Origin of the sequence: Streptomyces sp. NPDC057682 (assembly GCF_042799575.1) — a bacterium.
Taxonomy (GTDB): Bacteria; Actinomycetota; Actinomycetes; order Streptomycetales; family Streptomycetaceae; genus Streptomyces.
Genome location: NZ_JBHVIN010000025.1, coordinates 1 through 16,931 on the forward strand (window position 1 = coordinate 1; position 16,931 = coordinate 16,931).

General features: G+C 72.7%; 17 protein-coding genes. 8 read left to right on the forward strand and 9 right to left on the reverse strand.

Annotated elements, in window-relative coordinates:
- The 5 genes from ACFVDM_RS34720 to ACFVDM_RS34740 all read left to right on the forward strand — a co-directional run.
- On the forward strand, window positions 1–234 hold a 234-nt coding region (locus ACFVDM_RS34720; RefSeq protein ID WP_383650151.1), incomplete at its 5' end, for a hypothetical protein.
- Window positions 235–448: 214 nt separating this feature from the next.
- Window positions 449–1,417: a hypothetical protein gene (locus ACFVDM_RS34725; protein WP_383650153.1), complete on the forward strand. Its 969-nt coding sequence runs from the start codon at window positions 449–451 to the stop codon at window positions 1,415–1,417.
- 109 nt (window positions 1,418–1,526) lie between these two features.
- Complete coding sequence (locus ACFVDM_RS34730) at window positions 1,527–2,912, forward strand: Ig-like domain-containing protein (RefSeq protein ID WP_383650155.1); 1,386 nt, start codon at window positions 1,527–1,529, stop codon at window positions 2,910–2,912.
- 31 nt (window positions 2,913–2,943) lie between these two features.
- Complete coding sequence (locus ACFVDM_RS34735; protein ID WP_383650157.1) at window positions 2,944–3,888, forward strand: sortase; 945 nt, start codon at window positions 2,944–2,946, stop codon at window positions 3,886–3,888.
- Between the two features lie 23 nt (window positions 3,889–3,911).
- On the forward strand, window positions 3,912–4,739 hold the full coding sequence (locus ACFVDM_RS34740) for a phosphate ABC transporter ATP-binding protein (protein ID WP_383650159.1): 828 nt from the start codon (window positions 3,912–3,914) through the stop codon (window positions 4,737–4,739).
- 100 nt (window positions 4,740–4,839) lie between these two features.
- Here the strand turns inward: ACFVDM_RS34740 and ACFVDM_RS34745 are convergent, their stop codons facing one another.
- From ACFVDM_RS34745 to ACFVDM_RS34755, 3 genes are all read right to left on the reverse strand, one after another.
- Window positions 4,840–6,483 carry a phospho-sugar mutase gene (locus ACFVDM_RS34745; RefSeq protein WP_383650161.1) on the reverse strand — a complete coding sequence of 548 codons (1,644 nt, stop codon included), beginning with the start codon at window positions 6,481–6,483 and terminating at the stop codon, window positions 4,840–4,842.
- A gap of 50 nt (window positions 6,484–6,533) precedes the next feature.
- Window positions 6,534–7,358, reverse strand: a complete 825-nt coding sequence (locus ACFVDM_RS34750; protein WP_383650162.1) for a purine-nucleoside phosphorylase — start codon at window positions 7,356–7,358, stop codon at window positions 6,534–6,536.
- Window positions 7,359–7,493: 135 nt separating this feature from the next.
- Window positions 7,494–7,931 (reverse strand): gamma-glutamylcyclotransferase, encoded by a 438-nt coding sequence (locus tag ACFVDM_RS34755; RefSeq protein WP_383650164.1) that lies wholly within the window; start codon window positions 7,929–7,931, stop codon window positions 7,494–7,496.
- Window positions 7,932–8,193: 262 nt separating this feature from the next.
- Here ACFVDM_RS34755 and ACFVDM_RS34760 point away from each other — a divergent pair, with 262 nt between their 5' ends.
- Window positions 8,194–9,630, forward strand: coding sequence for an NAD(P)H-quinone dehydrogenase (locus tag ACFVDM_RS34760; RefSeq protein WP_383650167.1), 1,437 nt, complete (start codon window positions 8,194–8,196; stop codon window positions 9,628–9,630).
- A gap of 195 nt (window positions 9,631–9,825) precedes the next feature.
- Window positions 9,826–10,779 (forward strand): DeoR/GlpR family DNA-binding transcription regulator, encoded by a 954-nt coding sequence (locus tag ACFVDM_RS34765; protein ID WP_383650169.1) that lies wholly within the window; start codon window positions 9,826–9,828, stop codon window positions 10,777–10,779.
- A 15-nt stretch (window positions 10,780–10,794) separates the two neighbouring features.
- Here the strand turns inward: ACFVDM_RS34765 and ACFVDM_RS34770 are convergent, their stop codons facing one another.
- Window positions 10,795–11,394 carry a TetR/AcrR family transcriptional regulator gene (locus tag ACFVDM_RS34770; RefSeq protein ID WP_383650172.1) on the reverse strand — a complete coding sequence of 200 codons (600 nt, stop codon included), beginning with the start codon at window positions 11,392–11,394 and terminating at the stop codon, window positions 10,795–10,797.
- A gap of 133 nt (window positions 11,395–11,527) precedes the next feature.
- Complete coding sequence (locus ACFVDM_RS34775) at window positions 11,528–13,282, reverse strand: acetyl/propionyl/methylcrotonyl-CoA carboxylase subunit alpha (RefSeq protein WP_383650175.1); 1,755 nt, start codon at window positions 13,280–13,282, stop codon at window positions 11,528–11,530.
- 392 nt (window positions 13,283–13,674) lie between these two features.
- Between ACFVDM_RS34775 and ACFVDM_RS34780 the strand changes: the two genes are divergently transcribed.
- Window positions 13,675–14,133, forward strand: a complete 459-nt coding sequence (locus tag ACFVDM_RS34780) for a hypothetical protein (protein WP_383650180.1) — start codon at window positions 13,675–13,677, stop codon at window positions 14,131–14,133.
- A 10-nt stretch (window positions 14,134–14,143) separates the two neighbouring features.
- On the opposite strand, the gene ACFVDM_RS34785 is transcribed toward ACFVDM_RS34780, so the two are convergent.
- The 4 genes from ACFVDM_RS34785 to ACFVDM_RS34800 all read right to left on the reverse strand — a co-directional run bounded on the left by ACFVDM_RS34785 (window position 14,144) and on the right by ACFVDM_RS34800 (window position 16,804).
- Window positions 14,144–14,752, reverse strand: a complete 609-nt coding sequence (locus ACFVDM_RS34785; RefSeq protein WP_383650183.1) for a nucleoside triphosphate pyrophosphatase — start codon at window positions 14,750–14,752, stop codon at window positions 14,144–14,146.
- A 31-nt stretch (window positions 14,753–14,783) separates the two neighbouring features.
- Entirely contained in the window at window positions 14,784–14,912 is a 129-nt protein-coding gene (gene mmpB / locus ACFVDM_RS34790) for a morphogenic membrane protein MmpB (protein WP_306056857.1), read from the reverse strand.
- Between the two features lie 78 nt (window positions 14,913–14,990).
- Window positions 14,991–15,197, reverse strand: coding sequence for an acyl-CoA carboxylase epsilon subunit (locus tag ACFVDM_RS34795; protein ID WP_383650186.1), 207 nt, complete (start codon window positions 15,195–15,197; stop codon window positions 14,991–14,993).
- Window positions 15,198–15,211: 14 nt separating this feature from the next.
- Window positions 15,212–16,804 (reverse strand): acyl-CoA carboxylase subunit beta, encoded by a 1,593-nt coding sequence (locus ACFVDM_RS34800; protein ID WP_383650189.1) that lies wholly within the window; start codon window positions 16,802–16,804, stop codon window positions 15,212–15,214.
- Window positions 16,805–16,931: the final 127 nt, after the last annotated feature.

Here is a 16,931-nt window from a genome sequence, read left to right on the forward strand (position 1 = left end):
GGCGGCGGCCGTCCCGCCGGCCGTCCCGACGCGGCGGGGCCCGGCGCCACGACGGCCGGCCCCGAGGGAGCCGCGCGGCAGAACGCCGCCCACTCCGGCGGGCTCACTCCTTCCACGGTCCTCGGAATCATCCGCTGGGTCCTGCTCGGCGCCCTGGTCGCGGGCGGTGCGGCGGCCCTTTCCGGACCGGTGCTGCTGCGCCTTTCGGTACGGAAATCCGTGCGGACCGGCTGAGTTCCCCAGGAGTCACCCCGTACAGGAATTCGTAACCTGATCAACCGTCGCCGTTGGTGGCCGCCGATATCCGGATACGGAAAGGTGATCGATGGCCGGCCGACGGGTCGGCGGCAAAGGGATTCGAATTCTGCAGAATTCTGAAACCTGTTCGTACGTCTTGAACGTCCATTCCTTCCATTCCTCATATCCGTAAGCACGGAGGAGAACAGAAGTGAACGTCAAGTCCCGCGCACGCATCGGTGCCGTCGTCGGTGCCGCGGCCCTCGCCCTCGGCCTCCTGGCCGTCCCCGCCTCGGCGGACCCGGCCACCGGCGACTACCGGGTTCTCGCCGGCGCCGGCTCCGACACCACGCAGGACGTCCTGAACGGCCTGGGCACGGCGATCGACAGCGGCACGCTGATCGCCTCCTACGACGCCACCGGACCTTCGCCGGTCAAGACCCGTGCCACCGGGTGCCAGATCGCCCGGCCCAACGGCTCCTCGGCCGGCATCAACGCGCTGCGCAACGCCGTCGACAACAACACCGGATGCCTGGACTTCGCGCGCTCCTCGCGCGGCGTGGCGGACTCCTCGTCCACCGATCTGACCTGGATCCCCTTCGGCAAGGACGCGGTCACCTTCGCCGTCCGCGCCGACAGCGCCCTGCCCACCGCGCTCACCGCGGCGCAGCTCGTCTCCATCTACACCTGCGACACCACCACGCTCAACGGTGTGGCGCTCACCCCGCTGCTGCCCCAGCCGGGCTCCGGCACCCGCTCCTACTTCCTGGCCCAGCTCGGCCTGACCGAGAGCACCTTCGGCCCCTGCGTCGACGACACGGTCCAGGAGCACAACGGCGAGGCGCTGGACAGCGCGGGCGACATCGCCCCGTACTCCATCGCCCAGTACATCGCCCAGGGCAACGAGATCGACGGCGTCGCCGACCGGCGCGGCTCCGCCGTGCTCGGTTCGGTCAACGGGGTCGCCCCCCAGCTGGCCGACGGCACGCTCAACACCGCCTTCCCCTTCAACCGTGACGTCTACAACGTCGTCCCGACCGCCGAGCTCACCGACCCGACCATCGCCGCCGCCTTCGTCGGCGCCACGTCCAAGGTCTGCTCGCAGTCCGCGGTGATCAACACCTACGGCTTCGGCACCCTCGCCCACTGCGGCGACACGAGCCTCAAGGGCGAGAGCTGACCACCACCCCGTAAGCGCGCGACGGCCGGGCACCCCACGGGTGCCCGGCCCCCCGGCGTATCCGCCACCACCACCGCATCCACCGCATCCCATGGGGGGACCGATCATCATGAGGCACCTCGCACCACCGAGAACACCCACCGCCCTGCTGCTGTGCTGCTCGCTCCTGCTCGCCGCCGCCGCGGCCGTCCTCGGGCTCGCGCCGTCCGCGCGTGCCGTGGACACGCTGGGAAAGCTGACCCTCCCGGTCACCTCGGGCAGGATCGCCGACAACCCGACGTTCCCCCGGGTCACGACGGACGGACCCTGCCCGTCCGCCAACGCGCAGCAGGTGTCCCTCGTCCTCGCCAAGCCGACCGGGGGCACGGTCACGCTGGGCAGGACGACGGTCGGCGCCCCCTTCGACCAGGGGCCCTTCAGCGCCGACATCCTCGCCGGCAAGTCGCTGGAGTCGCTGCTGCGCGGCTGGATCCCGACCGGATCCCTCGACGGCACGTACGACATCCGCCTGATGTGCCGCACCGCGGCCAATGTGGGCGGGTCGTACTTCGCCGCGAAGGCCGAGGTCGCCGGTGACTCCTGGACCCTGGAGGCGCCCGCCCCCGTCGCGACCACCACCGCCCTCACCGCCGCCCCGGCCGCCCCCGCACCCGCCGGCGCCGAGATCACCCTGACCGCGGCCGTCACGCCCGCCACGGCGGCCGGCAGGGTCACCTTCCTGGACGGGGCCACCCCGCTCGGCACCGCGGACACCGCCTCCGGCACCGCGACGCTGAGGACGACCGCGCTCGCCCGGGGCGCCCACACCCTCACCGCGTCCTTCGCCCCGGCCGACACCGCCGCGTACGCCGCATCGGCCTCCACCGCGACCGCCTACACCGTCACCGCGGCCGGCTCCTCGCCCTCGCCGGACCCGAGCGACACCCCCGGCCCCACCCCGACCGCGTCCGCCGACCTCGACGCCACCGACGCCGACGGCACGGCGCTGGACGTCGACCCGACGCTCACCCCGGGGCAGAAGGTCCTCCTCACCGCGCGCGGCTACACCGGGAACGCCAAGGTGAAGGCCGTCCTCGCCGACAGCGACGCCACCTTCCCCGACACCACCGCCGACGCCCAAGGAACCGTCACCGCCTACGCGTTCACCGTCCCGGACGACAGCGCGGCCGGCTCGTACACGCTCAGCCTCACCGAGGACAAGGCGGACGGGCACAGCGTCGAGTTCCTGTACAGCGTCGGCGACGCCCCCGGCACCGACCCCGGCGCCGGCCCCTCCGCCACCGCCGACGACGGCGGGACCACGGCCGGGGCCGACGACGGCGACTCCGGGGCCGCCGACACCGGTGGACCGGCCGGCGGCGGCGAGAGCGCCACCGGGCCGCTCGCCTCCACCGGTACGAGCGCCCTGGCGCTCGGAGCCGCGGCCCTCGCGCTCTGCGGGCTCGGCACGGCGTTCGTGACGCACGCCCGCCGCAAGGGCCTGCTCCGGTTCTGATCCGGCCCGATCCGAACGAAAGGCCCCCGCCGTGACCACCGTGCTGACTCCGCCGCCCCCACCGGTGACCCCCGCCCCACCCCCGCCGGACCCGGCCGCGACGGACCCCGGCGCCCCGTCCGCACCGCCCGCCCGCCCCGGCCTCGCCCTGGCCGGAGCGGCGCTGTGCGTACTCGCCGCCGTACTCCTCGGCTTCGCCGCCAACCTCACGGTGGTCGGCCACCTCCAGCACGCCCGCGACCAGCGGACCGCCTACGACGAGCTGCGCCGGCAACTCGCCCTCGGCACCGCCCCGGTCGGCCAGCGCACCTTCGACGGCAGGCTCCTCGCCCCGGGTGCGCCCGTCGCCCTGCTGCGCATCCCCGCACTGGGGCTCCGCGAGGTCGTCGGCGAGGGCACCACCTCCGGCATCCTGATGTCCGGGCCCGGCCACCGCCGGGACACCCCGCTGCCCGGCCAGGCCGGCACCAGCGTCGTGATGGGCCGGCAGTGGGGCTACGGCAGCCCCTTCCACGCCCTCGGCACGCTCCGCGCGGGCGCCGTCGTCGAGGTGACGACGGGCCAGGGCAAGGCCGTGTACCGGACCCTGGGCGTGCGGCGGTCCGGGGACCGGCTCCCCGCCCCCGCCGGGGCCCGCGGCCGGCTCACGCTCGTCACCGCCTCCGGCAGCCCGTACACCCCCGCCGGTGTGCTGTACGTCGACGCCGAACTGACCACGCCCGTACAGCCCAGCCCGCCCCGCTCCGTCCGGCTCGGCTGGACCGGGCCCGCCGAGGAGGCGCTCGGCGGGGAGAGCGGTGCCTGGCTCGCGGTCTTCCTCTGGTCGCAGGCCCTGCTGGTCGCCGCGCTCCTCGCCGTCTGGCTGCACCGGGTCTGGGGCGTCTGGCAGACCTGGATCTCCGCCGGTCCCGTCCTGATCGCCCTCGGCCTCGCCGTCTCCGGCGCCGTCACCCGACTGCTTCCCAACCTGCTCTGAACCGCCAGGAGTTGATGAACCGCATGACCATCGAAACGGTCCGGCCGCCCGCCGTTCCCCGCACCGTCACCGCCGCCCCCGCCACCCTGGAGGCCGAGGCGGTCTCGGCGTGGTTCGGGGACCACAAGGTCCTGGACCGCGTCTCGCTCGCCATGCCCGCCCGCGAGGTCACCGCGCTCATCGGCCCGTCCGGCTGCGGCAAGTCGACGTTCCTGCGCATCCTCAACCGGATGCACGAGCTGATCGGCTCCGCCTCCCTCGCCGGCCGGGTGCTGCTGGACGGCGACGACATCTACGACCGGGGCCGCCGCATCACCCGGGCCCGCCGCGAGATCGGCATGGTCTTCCAGAAGCCCAACCCGTTCCCCGCGATGTCCCTGTACGACAACGTCCTCGCCGGACTGAAGCTCAACGGCATCAAGGCGGCCAGGGGCGGCAAGGACGACCTGGTCGAGGAGTGCCTGACCAAGGCGGGGCTGTGGCGCGAGGTCAAGGACCGGCTCCGCCAGCCCGGCGGGGCGCTCTCCGGGGGACAGCAGCAACGCCTGTGCATCGCCCGGTCGCTGGCGGTGCGCCCCCGGGTGCTGCTGATGGACGAACCCTGCTCGGCGCTCGACCCCACCTCCACCCGGCGCATCGAGGAGACCATCGCCGACCTCAGGGAGGAGGTCACCATCGTCATCGTCACGCACAACATGCAGCAGGCGGCGCGCGTCTCCGACCACTGCGCGTTCTTCCTCGCCGAACAGGGCACCCCCGGCGTCGTCGTCGAACACGGCCCGACCGACGACATGTTCCACCGCCCCCAGGACAGCCGGACCGCCGACTACGTCAACGGCCGCTTCGGGTGAGGGGGCGCGGCACCCCGGCCCGCGGGCCGTTCCCGCGCGGGCCCGGACGCCGGCTCCACGCACCGGACGCGTGCGTGGGCCGGTGTCCCGTCCCCGGGGATCAGATGCCGGCGGCGGCGGCCAGGTCCCGCCGGATGCCCGCCAGCAGCTCCGCACCCCGGGCGCGGGCCTCGGGCAGCCCGTCGGCCGAGGCGACCGGCACCACGACCTCCAGGTAGCACTTGAGCTTGGGCTCGGTGCCGCTCGGGCGGACGATCACCCGGGCGCCGTCGAGGCGGTAGCGCAGCCCGTCCGTGGGCGGCAGCTGCTCCGAGCCGCGCGCCAGGTCCTCGGCCGAGACGACGGGCAGGCCCGCGAGCGCGGCCGGCGGGGACTCGCGCAGCCGGCGCATCGCACCGGCGATGACGGACAGGTCCTCTACACGCACCGACAGCTGGTCGGTGGCGTGCAGCCCGTGCTCCACGGCCAGATCGTCCAGCAGGCCGAGCAGGGTGCGGCCGCGCTCCTTGAGCACCGAGGCGAGTTCGGCGACGAGCAGGGCCGCCGTGATGCCGTCCTTGTCGCGCACGCCCTCGGGGTCGACGCAGTAGCCCAGCGCCTCCTCGTAGCCGTACCGCAGTCCGTCCACGCGCGCGATCCACTTGAAGCCGGTCAACGTCTCCTCGTACCCGAGGCCCGCCTTCCCGGCGATCCGGCCGAGCAGGGACGAGGACACGATCGACTCGGCGAACACCCCGGTGACGCCGCGGTCGACCAGATGGGCGGCGAGCAGCGCGCCGACCTCGTCGCCGCGCAGCATCCGCCATCCGCCCTCCGCCGCCGGGTCCGGGACGGCGACGGCGCAGCGGTCGGCGTCCGGGTCGTTGGCGATGACGAGGTCGGGGTCCGTGCGGCGCGCGGTGGCGAACGCGAGGTCCATCGCGCCGGGCTCCTCCGGGTTGGGGAAGGCCACGGTGGGGAACGCCGGATCGGGCTCGGCCTGCTCGGCCACCAGGACCGGGGCGGGGAAGCCGGCCCGGTCGAAGGCGGCGGTGAGCACCGACGTACCGACCCCGTGCATCGCCGTGTACACGACGCGCGCGGTGCGCGGCGAGCCGGCCGCGAGCACCGCGTCCGTACGTGCCAGATAGGCCTCCAGCACCGATTCGCCCAGGGTCTCCCAGCCGCTGCCGGGCCGGGGCACGGTCTCCAGCGGGCCGACCGCGGCGATGGCGGCGGCGATCTCGCCGTCGGCGGGCGGCACGATCTGCGAGCCGTCGCCGAGGTAGACCTTGTAGCCGTTGTCGCGCGGCGGGTTGTGGCTGGCGGTGACCTCGACCCCGGCGACGGCGCCCAGATGCCTGATCGCGTACGCGAGGACGGGCGTCGGCAGCGGGCGGGGGAGCACCGCGGCCCGCAGCCCGGCGCCGGTCATCACGGCGGCGGTGTCCCGGGCGAAGTCGGCGGACTTGTAGCGGGCGTCGTAGCCGATGACGACGAGTCCGCCGCCCTGCCCCCGGTCCTTCAGATACGCGGCGAGGCCGGCCGCCGCCCGGATGACGACCGAGCGGTTCATCCGCATCGGCCCGGCGCCGATCTCGCCCCGGAGCCCGGCGGTGCCGAACTGGAGCGTGCCGGAGAAGCGGTCGCCCAGCTCGTCCAGGTCCTCCGCGTCGATGAGCTTCGCCAGCTCCTCGCGGGTCTCGGGGTCCGGGTCCTCGGCGAGCCAGGTCCTGGCCCGCGCGATGAGGTCCTGCGTCGTCACGGTCGTCCGCCTTCCGGGGTGTGGCTGGGGTGGGAGGTGCGCGGGCCGGGTCAGATCCGGTCCAGGACCCGGGCCAGCAGCGAGCCCATCCGGGTCGCCGAGTCGCGGCCCGCCTGGAGGACCTCCTCGTGGTTGAGCGGCTCCCCGCTCAGCCCCGCCGCGAGGTTCGTCACCAGGGAGATGCCCAGCACCTCCGCGCCCGCCTCGCGCGCCGCGATGGCCTCCAGCACCGTGGACATGCCGACCAGGTCGCCGCCCATCACCCGGACCATGTTGATCTCGGCGGGCGTCTCGTAGTGCGGCCCGGGGAACTGGACGTAGACGCCCTCCTCCAGGGTCGCGTCGACCTCCTTGCACAGCGCCCGCAGCCGGGGCGAGTACAGGTCGGTCAGATCGACGAAGTTGGCGCCGATGATCGGCGACGCCGCCGTGAGGTTGATGTGGTCGCTGATCAGGACCGGCTGTCCCGGGCGCATGCCCTCGCGCAGTCCCCCGCAGCCGTTCGTCAGGACGACGGTCCGGCAGCCCGCGGCCACCGCGGTCCGCACCCCGTGCGCCACGGCGGCGACGCCCCGGCCCTCGTAGTAGTGCGTACGGCCCAGGAAGACCAGGGCGCGCTTCTCGCCGATCCGGTACGAGCGGATCGTGCCGCCGTGGCCGGCGACGGCGGGGGCGGGGAAGCCCGGCAGCTCGGTCACCGGGAACTCGGCCTCCGGAACGCCGAGCGCCTCCCCGGCCGGCGCCCAGCCCGAGCCCATCACGAGGGCGACGTCGTGGGTCTCGGCGCCGGTCAGCTCGCGCAGGCGGGCGGCGGCGTCGGCGGCGGCGGAGTACGGGTCGCCCTGGATGTGGTCCGGAATAACTGATGCGTTCACGCGGACGAGCGTAACCGCTGATTCCCTACGCGCGTAGATGCTCCCGGACAGAGTCTGGGCGTGTTCGTTCGTGTGTTCCCACAGTCGGCTCCGCGTACGGCCGCGAAACGGCAGTTCAGCGCGGGGGTCCGGGGGTCAGCAGGGGCGCTTGCGCAGCTCCATCACATAATCGTGCGGCGCGCCCGCGGACTCGGCCGCGTCCGCGATCTCGCCGAGGTACCGCGCGGAGGGCAGACCGCCCTCGTAGCCGTTCAGCACATAGATCCAGGCCGGCTCCTCGCCGTCCAGGGTGTGCACCCGCACCCGCATCCGCCGGTAGATGTCCAGGCCGACACCCTCCCAGCGGTCCATGGAGTCCTCGTCCATGGCGGCCAGGTCGTAGAGGGCCACGAAGACCTGCGAGCGCGGCGCCTCGACCACCGTGGCCAGCGCGCCCTCCCAGCCCATCTGCTCGCCGCCGAAGGTCAGCCGCCAGCCGTTCAGCCAGCCGGTGCCGCGCAGCGGGGAGTGCGGGGCGCGGCGCGTCATCAGCCGCGCGTCGAGGTTGCCGGCGTACGCGGCGTAGAGCGACATGGGATCGAGGGTACGGGAGGGGACGGCGGGAGCGTCGATTACCGGAAGGTTGCCCCCGGCCGGGGGAGGCGCGTCACCCGGTCCTCCCGGTTCCCGCTTCCCGGTCCCCGGCCGCCGCGCGCACGTATGGAGGGCCCCGGGGCGAAGCACCTTGGCGCGTGCGGGACAATGAAGTACGTACTGCATTCCCCCGGGGCGATCCCCCGGACCCCCGGCCGGGGCAGCAGGCGGCCGCGGGACGAGAAACGCGAGGCGGACTTTCGTGACCCGGATCGTGATCATCGGCGGCGGACCCGGCGGGTACGAGGCGGCGCTGGTGGGCGCCCAGCTCGGCGCGGAGGTGACCGTCGTCGACTGCGACGGCCTCGGCGGCGCGTCCGTGCTCACCGACTGCGTGCCCTCGAAGACCCTGATCGCGACGGCGGAGGTGATGACCACCTTCGACTCCTCGTACGAGGAGCTGGGCATCATCGTCGCCGACGACACCCCGAGCGAGCAGGCCGCCCGGGTGGTCGGCGTCGACCTCGGCAAGGTCAACCGACGGGTCAAGCGCCTCGCGCTGGCCCAGTCCCACGACATCACCGCCTCGGTCACCCGGGCCGGCGCCCGGGTGATGCGCGGGCGCGGCCGGCTGGAGGGGCTCCAGGCCGCCGACGGCTCCCGCAAGGTCGTGGTCACCGCGGCCGACGGCACCGAGGAGACCCTCACCGCCGACGCCGTGCTGATCGCCACCGGCGGTCACCCCCGGGAGATCCCGGACGCGCAGCCCGACGGCGAGCGCATCCTGAACTGGACCCAGGTCTACGACCTCGACGTGCTGCCCGACGAGCTGATCGTGGTCGGCTCCGGTGTCACCGGTGCCGAGTTCGCCGGCGCCTACCAGGCCCTCGGCTCCCGGGTCACCCTCGTCTCCTCCCGCGACCGCGTGCTGCCGGGCGAGGACCCGGACGCCGCCGCCGTCCTGGAGGACGTCTTCCGCCGCCGCGGCATGAACGTCATGGCCCGCTCCCGCGCCCAGTCCGCCAAACGGGTCGGCGACCGGGTCGAGGTGACCCTCGCCGACGGCCGGGTCATCACCGGATCGCACTGCCTGATGGCGGTCGGCGCCATCCCGAACAGCGCGGGCATGGGCCTGGAGGAGGCCGGGGTCCGGCTGAAGGACTCCGGGCACATCTGGACCGACAAGGTCTCGCGCACCAGCGCGCCGGGCGTCTACGCCGCCGGTGACGTCACGGGCGTCTTCGCGCTGGCCTCGGTCGCCGCCATGCAGGGCCGCATCGCGATGTACCACTTCCTCGGGGACGCGGTCGCCCCGCTGAACCTGAAGACGGTGTCCTCCAACGTCTTCACCGACCCGGAGATCGCCACCGTCGGCTACACCCAGGCCGACGTCGACGCGGGCAAGATCGACGCCCGGGTCGTGAAGCTGCCGCTGCTGCGCAACCCGCGCGCCAAGATGCAGGGCATCCGCGACGGCTTCGTCAAGATCTTCTGCCGCCCCGGCACCGGGATCGTGGTCGGCGGCTGTGTCGTCGCCCCGCGCGCCAGCGAACTGATCCACCCCATCTCGATCGCGGTCGACAACAATCTGACCGTCGAACAGATCGCGAACGCCTTCACGGTCTATCCGTCGCTGTCGGGTTCGATCGCGGAAGTGGCCCGCCAGTTGCACACCCGGAAGAGCGCGGGCGAGGCGTAACCGGCACCGGACGTCGGAAGTCCGCCGCTCCGCGACGGCTTCCGACCGCTCGGGCGGGTCCCCTGACCGACGTTCGGTCAGTACGGAACAACAACAGGGTCGCCTATACCACTTGGTGACCCTCGGCATGCGCAACTTCTGCTATTCGCCGCAAACACCTGAAAACGCTCGGGCGGTCACGTTACTGTCAGTTTTGTGTTCGCTGCAGAACGTCGTCAGTTGATCCTCGAAATGGTGCGCGCCAACGGGGCGGTATCGCTCCGTGAGCTCGCCCGCGTCGTCCAGACCTCCGAAGTGACCGTACGGCGGGACGTGCGGGCGCTGGAGGCAGAAGGACTCCTCGACCGCCGGCACGGCGGTGCGGTCTTGCCGGGCGGTTTCACGCGGGAGTCCGGCTTTCCGCAGAAATCCCATCTCGCCACCGCGGAGAAAACGGCCATCGCCGATCTGGCGGCCGGCCTCGTCGAAGAGGGCGAGGCCATCGTCGTCGGCGCCGGTACGACCACGCAGGAGCTGGCCCGCCGGCTCGCGCGGGTCCCCGGTCTGACCGTGGTCACCAACTCGCTGCTGGTCGCCCAGGCCCTGGCCCATGCCAACCGGGTCGAAGTGGTCATGACCGGGGGCACCCTGCGCGGTTCCAACTACGCCCTCGTGGGCAGCGGGGCCGAACAGTCCCTCCAGGGGCTGCGGGTCTCCCGCGCCTTCCTCTCCGGGAGCGGCCTCACCGCCGAACGCGGACTCTCCACGTCCAACATGCTCTCCGCGAGCGTGGACCGGGCGCTGGTGCAGGCCGCCGCCGAGGTGGTGGTCCTCGCCGACCACACCAAGCTCGGCTCCGACACCATGTTCCAGACCGTGCCGACGGACCTCATCACCCGTCTGGTCACGGACGAACCGGCCGCCCACGACGACCGCTCGGCCGCGGAGCTCCAGGCCCTCGCCGACCAGGGCGTACAGATCGCGGTCGCCGGACCCGGCGGGGCCGCCCCCACCACCGACCCGCTGCCGTCGGGACGCTCCTCGCGCCGCGAGATGCCCCTGCCGGGACAGCGCCGCACCCACGCCCAGCAGCTGCGCGGCGGATCGGTCCTGGCCGACCAGGGCGGCCAGGGCGAACGGTCCAGAGTCGCCGACCTCCGCCGCCGCTGATCGTTGCCCCCTGGCTCAGGGGGCCGTCCGCAGGCCGAGCAGAGTGAGCGTCAGGAGCCGTTCGGCCAGCGCCGGATCGTCCGGCGACTGCTCGGCGGCGAGCGCGATCGCGTTGGTCAGCTGCATCAGATCGTCGATGGAGACGTCGGCGCGGACCGAGCCCGCGTCCTGCGCCCGGGACAGCAGCACCGCGCCCGCCTCGCGCAACGGCACATTGCACCGGGACAGCGCCGAATTCTCGTCCCGGCAGGTCGAGATGAGTGCCTGGGCCAGCCCCCGGTACTCACCCGCATGAGTGATGATCGCGCCCAGCCACTCCACCAGCGCGGCGCACGGGCGCTCGGCAGCCGCCAGCTCGCGGGAGCGGTCGATCAGGGCGGCCACCGCCTCCTGGAAGACCGCGCTCATCAGCGCGTGCCGGGTCGGGAAGTGCCGGTACAGCGTGCCGATGCCCACTCCGGCCCGGCGCGCGACGTCCTCCAGGGACGCGTCCGTACCGTGCTCGGCGAAGGCGGCGCGGGCCTCGGTCAGCAGCCGGTCGTAGTTGCGCCGCGCGTCGGCGCGCATGGGCCGCTGCGGCGCGCGGGCCGGTGTCCGTGCCGTGCTGATCGCCATTGCGCAGTCCTCCCAGTGTCCGCACCGGGGTCCAGGATGCCACCGCGCGGGCGGAGCGATCCCCCCGGACGACGACCGGCGCCCCGTCCGTGTCCGGTGACATGGGCGGGGCGCCGGTGGAGCGTACGGCGGATCAGTCCTTGATCTCGCAGAGGACCGCGCCGGAGGAGACCGAGCTGCCGACCTCGGCGGCCAGGCCCTTGACCGTGCCGGCCCGGTGGGCGTTGATCGGCTGCTCCATCTTCATGGCCTCCAGGACGACGATCAGATCGCCCTCCTGGACCTCCTGGCCCTCCTCGACGGCGACCTTCACGATGGTGCCCTGCATCGGGGAGGCGAGGGTGTCGCCGGAGACCGCCGAACCGGACTTCTTCGCCGCGCGGCGCTTGGGCTTGGCGCCCGCCGCGAGGCCCGTACGGGCGAGGCTCATGCCCAGCGAGGAGGGCAGCGAGACCTCCAGGCGCTTGCCGCCGACCTCGACGACGACCGTCTCGCGGCCCGCCTCGTCGTCCGCCTCGGCCTCGGCGGGCGCGGCGAACGGCTTGATCTCGTTGACGAATTCCGTCTCGATCCAGCGGGTGTGGACGCGGAACGGGTCGGCGGTGAACGCCGGGTCGACCACGACCGCGCGGTGGAACGGGATCGCGGTGGCCATGCCCTCGACGTGGAACTCGGCGAGCGCGCGGGCGGCGCGCTGGAGCGCCTGCTCACGCGTCGCACCGGTCACGATCAGCTTGGCGAGCAGGGAGTCCCAGGCCGGGCCGATGACCGAACCGGACTCGACGCCCGCGTCCAGGCGGACGCCCGGACCGGTCGGCGGGGCGAAGCGGGTGACGGTGCCCGGGGCCGGCAGGAAGTTGCGGCCCGGGTCCTCGCCGTTGATCCGGAACTCGAACGAGTGGCCGCGCGTGGCGGGGTCGTCGTAGCCCAGCTCCTCGCCGTCCGCGATCCGGAACATCTCGCGGACGAGGTCGATGCCGGAGACCTCCTCGGTCACCGGGTGCTCGACCTGGAGACGGGTGTTGACCTCCAGGAAGGAGATCGTGCCGTCCAGGCCCACCAGGAACTCGACCGTGCCGGCGCCGACGTAGCCGGCCTCCTTCAGGATCGCCTTGGAGGCCGCGTACAGCTCCGCGTTCTGCTCGTCGGAGAGGAAGGGGGCCGGGGCCTCCTCGACGAGCTTCTGGTGGCGGCGCTGGAGCGAGCAGTCACGGGTGGAGACGACGACCACGTTGCCGTGGGTGTCGGCCAGGCACTGGGTCTCCACGTGCCGGGGCTTGTCGAGGTAGCGCTCCACGAAGCACTCCCCGCGGCCGAAGGCGGCGACGGCCTCGCGGACCGCGGAGTCGTACAGCTCCGGGATCTCCTCCAGCGTGCGCGCGACCTTCAGTCCGCGCCCGCCACCGCCGAAGGCGGCCTTGATGGCGATCGGCAGCCCGTTTTCCCGGGCGAAGTCGACGACCTCGTCGGAGCCCGAGACCGGGTCCGGGGTGCCGGCCACCAGCGGGGCGCCGGCGCGCTGGGCGATGTGCCGGGCGGCGACCTTGTCACCGAGGTCCCGGATGGCGTGCGGCGGCGGGCCGATCCAGGTCAGACCGGCGTCCAGCACGGCCTGGGCGAACTCGGCGTTCTCCGAGAGGAAGCCGTAGCCCGGGTGGATCGCGTCCGCCCCGGAGTCCTTGGCGGCCTGGAGCACCTTGGCCATGTCCAGATAGCTGGCGGCCGGGGTGTCACCGCCCAGGGCGAATGCCTCGTCGGCCGCGCGGACGTGCAGAGCGTCGCGGTCGGGGTCGGCGTAGACGGCCACACTCCCGATACCCGCGTCCCGGCAGGCCCGAGCAACACGGACAGCGATTTCGCCACGGTTGGCGATGAGCACCTTGCGCACGATGGCTCCCTCCTTGAAACAAGCTGAGTTTAGGGACTACCGACACGGCCGTACGACCCGTCCCCAATGGTGAGCTTGCCCACACGGAGTGTGATTCGAGGCTTGCTCGAGTCGCGAAATCCCTTGTGGCACCACGGTACGCCGGGAGCCGTGACCGCACAGTAGCCACGAGGTGTGGTCCAGGTCTCTGTTGGTACGAGCAGCGACGTGCGCTGTTTCTTTGTTGGTTTCCTACTAAGCCACGAAAGATTCTTTGCCCGACGCACTTGGGGGTGAACAACAGGGGTCGGGGGTCCGGGAGGAAGGGGTGGGGCGGGGTCGTGCCGCACCCCTTGTCCCCGCGATTACCCGTTAGTAGGGTCCGGGCTGTCACGTACTGCTGGTAACAGGGGGTGAGCGCCGTGGTGCGCAGGCCGGTGGCTTTCATAGCCGCGCTCGTGCTGTTCGCGGAAGCCGTGGGCGTCGTGATCGTCAACATGGTCCTCGGCACGGTCGTGAAGAACCAGACCATGTCCCTCGCGGGCACCGACCCCGACGTCATGTCCAAGGGCACCTGGGTGCTCGGCGGCGTCAGCGGGGTCTTCCTGCTCCTGTGCGGTGCGCTGCTCCTGACCGCCGGCATCCGCGACCGCGCCCCGGGCCGCGCGGCCCGGATCCTCCTCGTCGTCTGCGCCGTCGTCCACGGGGTGCTGGGCGCGCTCACGGTCGGCCTGGTCGGCTGGACGGCCTTCGCCTGGATGATGCTGGTCCTCGGCCTGATCGTGCTGGTCCTGGTGGCGTACGGCCCCGCCGCCGAGAAGCCGGGGCCCGCCCCCGAGCCCGAGCAGCCCGCGGCCCCCGCACCCGCCTGAACGGGGCCGGTCAGGCCCAGAGGTCGGTGACCAGGACGTCCAGGTCGCCCAGCAGCCGGCGCAGCAGCGGCAGCGACAGACCGATCACATTGCCCGGGTCCCCGTCGATGGAGTCGACGAACGGTGCCGAGCGCCCGTCCAGGGTGAACGCGCCCGCGACATGCAGCGGTTCGCCCGAGGCCACATAGGCGGCGACCTCGGCGTCCGAGGGCTCCCCGAAGCGGACGGTCGTGGACGCGGTCGCCGAGACGGTGCGCCCGCTCGCGGTGTCGATCACGCTGTGCCCGGTCCGCAGCACCCCGGAGCGTCCCCGCATCGACTTCCAGCGGGCGGTGGCCTCCTCGGCGTCGGCCGGCTTGCCGAGCGCCTCGCCGTCCAGTTCGAGGACCGAGTCGCAGCCGATGACCAGGGCCCCGGCCGCCTCCGGACGCGCGGCGACCGCCGCGGCCTTGGCCTCGGCCAGGACGAGGGCCAGTTCGGCGGGGGACGGCGCGTCCAGCGCGTCCTCGTCGACCCCGCTGACGATCACCTCGGGGGCGAACCCGGCCTGCCGGAGCAGACCGAGACGGGCGGGGGACTGGGAGGCGAGGACGAGGCGGCGGGGCGTCGGCGTGGTCATGGGCGCCATCGTACGGAGGGACGCGGCCGGGTCAGCGCGTGCCCAGGACGAACATCGCCACCACCATGGCCAGCGCCAGCACCAGGCCCGCGCGGCGCATCATGTTCTCCGCGTCGCGCAGTTCCTTGGGGGGCTTGTTCTCGGGGTCGGACCAGAGCATGCCGTCGATCCTCCCCGGCGGTCCTTGGGCGGCGCCTGAGTACGCGTACTCAACCGCCGCCCCCGCACGTCACCCGCGTCACACGGGCCAGTAGGTGCGCGCCCAGGCGCGCGGGCCCGGGACGTGCCGGCCCCGGCGGGCCAGCCGGCCCGGGTCGGACCACTGCGCGGGCAGCTCCGGCGCGCCGGAGGACACGGCGGACGCCGCCGCGGCCCGTGCCCGGACCACCGCCAGGGCGGCGGCCAGCTCCTCCGGGGTCGGGTTGCCCCGTACGACCTTGATCATGGCCAGGACCCTTTCTAGAGGGGGATGTTGCCGTGCTTCTTCGGGGGCAGGGCCTCCCGCTTGGTCCGCAGCTGGCGCAGCCCCTTCACCACATGGGCGCGGGTCTCGGACGGCATGATCACCGCGTCCACGTAGCCGCGCTCGGCCGCCACGTACGGGTTGAGGAGCGCGTCCTCGTAGTCCCGCATCAGCTCGGCCCGGGTGGCGTCCCTCTCGTCGGCATCCGTGACGGCGGCGATCGTGCGCCGGTGCAGGATGTTGACCGCGCCCTGCGCGCCCATGACGGCGATCTGCGCGGTCGGCCAGGCCACGTTGATGTCGGCGCCCAGGTGCTTGGAGCCCATGACGTCGTACGCGCCGCCGAAGGCCTTGCGGGTGATCACCGTGATCAGCGGGACGGTCGCCTCCGCGTACGCGTAGATCAGCTTGGCGCCGCGCCGGATGATGCCGCCGTACTCCTGGTCGACACCGGGCAGGAAGCCCGGCACGTCCACGAAGGTCAGCACCGGGATGTTGAACGCGTCGCAGGTCCGGACGAAGCGCGCGGCCTTCTCGCTCGCGTTGATGTCCAGACAGCCGGCGAACTGCATCGGCTGGTTGGCGACGACACCCACCGGAAAGCCCTCCACCCGGCCGAAGCCGGTGAGGATGTTCGGCGCGAACAGGGCCTGGGTCTCCAGGAATTCGCCGTCGTCCAGTACGTGCTCGATGGCGGTGTGCATGTCGTACGGCTGGTTCGCCGAGTCCGGGATGAGCGTGTCCAGCTCCCGGTCCTCGTCGCTCACCGCCAGGTCCGCCTCCTCCGGGAAGGCCGGGGCCTCGGAGAGGTTGTTCGACGGCAGGTACGACAGCAGCGACTTGACGTACTCGATGGCGTCCTTCTCGTCGCCCGCCATGTGGTGCGCCACCCCGGAGGTGGTGTTGTGCGTACGGGCGCCGCCCAGCTCCTCGAAGCCGACGTCCTCGCCGGTGACCGTCTTGATGACGTCGGGTCCGGTGATGAACATGTGCGAGGTCTGGTCGACCATGACCGTGAAGTCGGTGATCGCGGGGGAGTAGACCGCGCCGCCCGCGCACGGTCCGACGATCAGCGAGATCTGCGGGATCACGCCCGAGGCGTGCACGTTGCGGCGGAAGATCTCCGCGAAGAGACCGAGGGCCGCCACACCCTCCTGGATGCGTGCCCCGCCGCCGTCGTTGATGCCGATGACCGGGCAGCCGGTCTTCAGCGCGAAGTCCATCACCTTGACGATCTTCTCACCGTAGACCTCGCCGAGCGAGCCGCCGAAGATGGTGAAGTCCTGCGAGTACACGCAGACCGGGCGGCCGTCCACCGTGCCGTAGCCGGTGACGACGCCGTCGCCGTACGGGCGGTTCTTCTCGATGCCGAAGTTGGTCGAGCGGTGCCGGGCGAACTCGTCGAGCTCCACGAAGGAACCCTCGTCGAGGAGGAGATCGACGCGTTCGCGCGCGGTCAGCTTGCCCTTCGCGTGCTGCTTCTCCACCGCGCGCGCGGAACCCGCGTGGGTCGCCTCGTCGATACGGCGCTGCAGGTCCGCGAGCTTGCCCGCGGTGGTGTGGATGTCGGTCTCTTCCGGCTCGGACATCGGGTGGCGGCTCCCTGCCTGGTCACGGGGGACGACTGCTGCTGCCGGCGCTGCGGCCGGTCGGCGGATGGACAGCCGTGGACAGCTACTGAGCCGTAGCGTATCCGCGCGGATACCGTTCGGCAGT